3 protein-coding genes and 4 pseudogenes are annotated in these 5,249 nt (G+C 57.9%); 2 read left to right on the forward strand and 5 right to left on the reverse strand.

What is annotated here, in order from left to right; genetic code table 11:
- Positions 1 to 655: 655 nt before the first annotated feature.
- Positions 656 to 890, forward strand: a pseudogene (locus tag AB3X86_RS37705) (integrase core domain-containing protein); the annotation flags it as partial.
- Positions 891 to 1,764: 874 nt separating this feature from the next.
- Positions 1,765 to 2,619 carry a hypothetical protein gene (locus tag AB3X86_RS37710; RefSeq protein WP_368599844.1) on the forward strand — a complete coding sequence of 285 codons (855 nt, stop codon included), beginning with the start codon at positions 1,765 to 1,767 and terminating at the stop codon, positions 2,617 to 2,619.
- 632 nt (positions 2,620 to 3,251) lie between these two features.
- On the opposite strand, the pseudogene AB3X86_RS37715 reads toward AB3X86_RS37710, so the two are convergent.
- The 5 genes and pseudogenes from AB3X86_RS37715 to AB3X86_RS37735 form a co-directional block, all read right to left on the reverse strand.
- Positions 3,252 to 3,694: pseudogene (locus AB3X86_RS37715) on the reverse strand (transposase); the annotation flags it as partial.
- 15 nt (positions 3,695 to 3,709) lie between these two features.
- Positions 3,710 to 3,844, reverse strand: coding sequence for a transposase (locus AB3X86_RS37720; protein ID WP_368587878.1), 135 nt, complete (start codon positions 3,842 to 3,844; stop codon positions 3,710 to 3,712).
- A gap of 43 nt (positions 3,845 to 3,887) precedes the next feature.
- Positions 3,888 to 4,184 (reverse strand): annotated as a pseudogene (locus AB3X86_RS37725) (transposase); the annotation flags it as partial.
- Between the two features lie 620 nt (positions 4,185 to 4,804).
- Positions 4,805 to 4,942, reverse strand: a complete 138-nt coding sequence (locus tag AB3X86_RS37730; RefSeq protein ID WP_368599845.1) for a hypothetical protein — start codon at positions 4,940 to 4,942, stop codon at positions 4,805 to 4,807.
- Positions 4,943 to 5,083 (reverse strand): annotated as a pseudogene (locus AB3X86_RS37735) (trypsin-like serine protease); the annotation flags it as partial.
- Between the last annotated feature and the right edge of the window lie 166 nt (positions 5,084 to 5,249).

Below are 5,249 nucleotides of genomic sequence, written 5' to 3' on the forward strand. Positions count from 1 at the left end.
TGGTTGCGAGCAATCTGACCCGCATGGCCCGAATGCCAGGGATGGTGCCGCGAGGAGCGACGCGATGAGCCGTCAAGGCGCGAAGACTGCGCGCCAGACGAGCCGCATGCGTGCGCCTGCCCCGCGCAGATCGCGCGGTGAACCGGTAATTCAGCGGAAAATTGCACGCGCAAGTCTCCTGAACGTAGCTTCGGTCGTCATGACGGGGCGCTTTTCAACAGCCTGTTAGGAAATTGGAGCGGCGCCTACGTGGATTTGGACGCAAGGACTCTTTAAATAGGGATTGTATTGTGCCCATCAGTAAAACCTAGTCATTAAGTGGAAAGCATTGAAATTTTGACTGAGCGCAGAGTGCCGCAATCAGCGCGCGGCGCAGGAAAAAATCGCCATGTGCGGGAAACGCTGGAACTGGGAGCTTCGGTGTCGTCCGTGGTTCATCGGCACGGCGTCAACGCCAATCCGTTGTGCGGCTGCCGCAAGCAATGCCAGGAAGGAAGTCTGGCGGCGGAGAGTGTGCGGGAGGCTTTGTGCCCGCATCTGAGCTGGCCGCCGTCGAACAGCGCCTCGGCACAACACAGGCTACGCAGCCGTCGAATGGCTGTCGGCCAATGGCTTGGCCAATATCGACCACCGCACGCGCAGCCTCGCTCGCCAACTGGGTCTTGAGCCGTCGTCCACCCTTGTGCGGTCGCCGCAGAGCAAATGGCATGACTGAATCGTTCGTGAAGGTTGTGAAGCACGACTACGTCGCTTCGTTGGACAAGCCTGACGCACAACCGGCGCTCTCGCGTCTGGCTATCGCCTTTGAACGCTACAAAGAGGCGCCGCACAAAGCCCTGAAAGAGCGCTCGCGTCGCGAGTTCAGGCATGCTGCGGCGTCATCAACCTAACGGTGCCCACGTGTGCTGAATTTCAGGAGCCACTCCAAAAATAACCCCCGCAGAAATTAGGCTCCGGGAGCGAGCAAGGTGAACGATGAATGATAATCGACACGGTCTTGCTATGACCGCAAAACGCTGCCGGCGAAACAACCGAGTGAGATGTTGTGACAGTCCGGTGGCTAGTTACTGCAACTACAGCGCGGCTGGCATCATGGCCAGTGCCGCGCACCAGGCGTGGGGCCGCGCGCGGGCGCGAACGACCGTGGTCGTGGTGGTTCTGCCCTTAACGGCATCCAATTCGCTGACCCTACTGCGTCGTCAGTCAGCGAAACTACAAAGGCATTGAGCAAGTTTTGGCTGAAGCAACGCGATACAAACTACCGATGCTTTGAGACTGATCAAACCGGCACGATAGCGAGTTCGCTATATTCAATTGCATTCGCGAGGAGGCGTTCGCGCGTCCAGCGGTCGGTTCAATGTTCCGGATTCGCCCTCGTATGGCGGGTGCGCAGAATCGACGGAAAAAATGGATGTATCGGACCCAGCAGCGATCCGAGAAGTGATGTGAGCGAGCAGCACTATGCAGTGCACTGTGGACGATTGCGTTATTGAAAACAGAGCTGACAGAATGGTAAAGGCGAACCAACCTGTGCATTTTCACACTCCGAATATCGGAAAGCTGCCGGAGCACGCGTGAAAAGTGCGACATATTGCAGGAATTCACGCAAGCGTATCACCAGCGTGCGACGGGCTTTAGAGCCTATCGCACAGGTGTCGATCTCATAGCGGAGCGCTGGGTCGGTGCCAACACACGGCAAGATTCAATAGCGCTGATGCAAGCCGCCTGTTATGCACCAATAGAATTTCGAGTGGGGTTCTCGCTTTGTCAAAAAATGCCGACACCGCTGCCGATAATCCGCTGATCCGCGTCGCAATGAAAGCACATCACGAAACAGCGATGCATATGAACCGGTCCGCATTCGCCTGCTTACAGGCAGCGCCGGATTCCGTTTGTGGACGAATTCCTACGGGCACCGCACACCCGGTCGCTAGTTCAGAGCGCGATGCAGTAATAGAGAAACAACGGTTCGCTGCGTGCCGGAACGAACAACTGGCGACGCAAGTGGAATTGCGTAGGGAAATCCTCATGCTGCGCGAAGCACTTACTGAAAGTGACGATCTGATCGCCCTTCATAAGACTTATCGAGAGAGCGCGGAGAAGCGCGCTGCGGCCGAACGTGAAAGCACACGTGCAATGCGAGTACAACTGAGCAAAATGGATGTACTGAATAGAGCGTTGCAAGCGGAAGCAAATGCGATGGAGCGGGTTTTGAATAATCCTTCATCCTACTTATCGGGTCGGAAGGCCGATCCGCTCGCGGCATTGCAGGGCAAGCGCGTTCTGTATGTCGGGGGGCGGCCCGGATCTCTTTCTGCAATCCAGTGGCTCGTGGAAGCCTCAGGTGGAACGATGGCGTGCGGCAGCGACACGGTGGACTGTACCGGTTTGCTGGCCGCCGCGTTGCCGGATGTGGACATGCTCATGTTCCCTGCCGACTGTATAGACGACGATACAGTGAAGATGTTCGAGTGGATCTGTGAGCGCAATCGTATCGCGTGCTATCAACTTCGCACGGCAAGCTTGGCAAGTTTTGTGGAACTCATCGACCGGCTCAGCGCATTTGCGAAAACGGGTGCTGCTGTGCGCTCCGCGCGCTTTTGCCAGAGGCACGGCTAGGAAGCCCAATGGCAGGCTGCCGAGTTTAACATGCAGCGAAAGGAACGGTGCTGAGGACTGTACGAAAACTCCTGCTATGGGCCAGCCCTGTCTGGCAGGATCTTTTGCTACCCACACACTAAACGAAAATCGAAGGTCACTGAGCGATCACAAAAGGAGAATTGCTATCACGTGACATCGGCGGGCTGCATTATCCTCCGTCGCAACGCCACTTTGGACCGTATGGTGAATGCGATGTTCGTAGCGACCCAACGTACGATAGGAGTTTTGTTTTTGGCGGTTCACGTTTTTGGGGGCTCAGGAAAGAAAGACCAATCTCTCTATTCCCGAGAATTGAGGATGGAAGTTGAGAACGTACACCACTTGGGAACGTCGACTTCCGGTGCAATGTGAAAGCTCTTACTTCAGTTCGATACCGGACAACGTTTGTTCAAAGAGGATACACATCGATCTCCGCGATAACCGGTTAAGAGGTCATCTTATGCAGACAGTGCTTATCGTATTGGCAATTGCTGTATTAGCGTGGGCGTCCGACCATCACCGTTTTGTTAAGGGTTGGAAAGTGCACGAGCATAAGCGCCGGAGAATACGGAGAAGTGCTAGCCAGCCAGGGTTGCAGGCAACCGCTGCTAGTCGCTTGCCAGACGACGGAAACGGTTGAGCCAGCCGAAGCTGCGCTCGACCACCCAGCAGCGCGCACCAGCACAAAGCCGGTTTTGCCCTCCGGCAGCTTGATGACTTAAGCTCAATGCCTTCGTCCAGTGCCGCTTGCGCGGGCTCTTCGCCAGTGTATCCGTGGTCGGCAAACGCCACCTTGAGCGTCTGGCCCGTTGCCTGCTGAACCTGCCGCGCCATCTCTCTGACCTGCGCGCGCGCCTGTTCCTTGCCCAGCGCACACGTACCGCGAGTAATTGCTTCAACCTGTCCACCGCCGTATGCACGCGCTTGGTTGACCTCGACGATCCTGAGCAACCCGGATGATGGAACGCAGGTCGCTCAGCATGGCCCCGAAACAGCTTGCCTGAATCCAACGCTGCGTCTGCTGATTGACCAACTCCCACGGTGGAAAGCCGTCGTAATGCTTCAGCCTCTACTGCGACAGCGGCGGGCGTTTGATATACCGGCCAGGGTAGTTCACGTTGCGGATATGGCTGTCCGACGATGGCGCAAAATGGACGATCCATGGCTTGCCGTAGTGACGATCCAGCCAGCGGCTCCACGCCACTTTTGTCGGGCACTACGTTTTCAGCTCCTGCGGCGGAACCAGCGCGTCGTAGATGCCGCAACAGATCGACGATTGCGTAGCGCCACATCGGGATGACCTGTGCCTTCACGAAATACATCGACTTCCACTGCTCGCCGTCGGGCGTTAAGCCCCCGCAGGTCACGCTCAGATGGACATGCACGTTCCATTGCAGGTCGCGCCCGAACGTGTGCAGCGCCGTGAAAAACACCCCAAAACGTTGGATCCGTGTCCAACTTTTGGGGTGCAGTTCAGTTTGCGGGCTGGGCGCCTTCAGCAGCGCGCGGTTCAGCCTGAATACCTCCCACAGCGCCGAGGGCATCGTCAGCCTGATGTGCTGCCAGCGCGTTTGCGGCGGCCTCGCCGTTTGCGTGGCGATCCATTGGTCCGTCGCCTTCTTGCCGCACGTGGGGCAGAACCGGCTCTTTCAGCTGAAGCACACCTTCTTGCGATGCGGGCAGGCTCCGTTCGAGCAGCAGTGGCTCGCGTAGCCCATTACTTCCAGTCCGCAAGCCAGCAGGCGCACCACGTTGTCCACCACCGCCGAGCGGATCTCATGCTCATGCTTTTTGAAATACCGCCACTAGGCCTCGCCGGTCTGCAGCAGCTGTTTGATCGGACTGACGGTTCTGATGATCAGTACCTCCCCGCGACACCTCCGACTCTACCATCCCCCGCTCGCGGGCAACGGCGCGCTTGCCAGCGGCGTTGGCCTTCGCATACCGACGGTTCTAGTTGCCGCGCAGCGGCTTACCTTGTTCTGTAAGGGACTGCTGGGTTTTTGTAGGGGCGACTCAACCACATAGCAAAGCGCCGCACGGAGGCGGCGCTTTGCTGACTGAAAAGCTACTCCCACTACCCACACGGAATGCGGACGACACGGCCGACGTCATGAACGGCGCCCGCTCGGCTTCATCGGGCAGTGGGCCGCGACCGGGCACCTCACTCGTCGTCGGTCGGCGCCAGTTCCCAAGCGGCGTTTTCACCGTTGCGGGATAGCGGATTGACCTCGCCGACATCGGTGGGTAGGTCGGCCGGGGCGAAGTTGTAGCTGTAAAGCTCGTACAGCACCTGTTGCATTGGCGTGTAGTAGACGATGGAACGGCCGACAGGCTCGCCGGAGGAGATGATCCCGATCAGTTGCCGTTCGTAGGTGACGACCGGTCCGCCGGAGTCGCCGTTGTCAATGCTGCTGAGCTCGGACGAGTGCGCGGCATTGATGTGCTCATAATTCGGTCTCCAAACTCACTCCTCGAGAGACTGAGATTGACCCGCAAAAACGGACATCTATCCTTTGGAGAAGGAGGTGCCGATTATGGCCAAGCATCGTACCCCGTACCCGGCGGAATTTCGGGCGCAACTGGTCGAGCTGGTGAAGGCCGGACGC

It is taken from the genome of Paraburkholderia sp. BR14374, assembly GCF_040948685.1.
Lineage (GTDB): Bacteria > Pseudomonadota > Gammaproteobacteria > Burkholderiales > Burkholderiaceae > Paraburkholderia > Paraburkholderia youngii.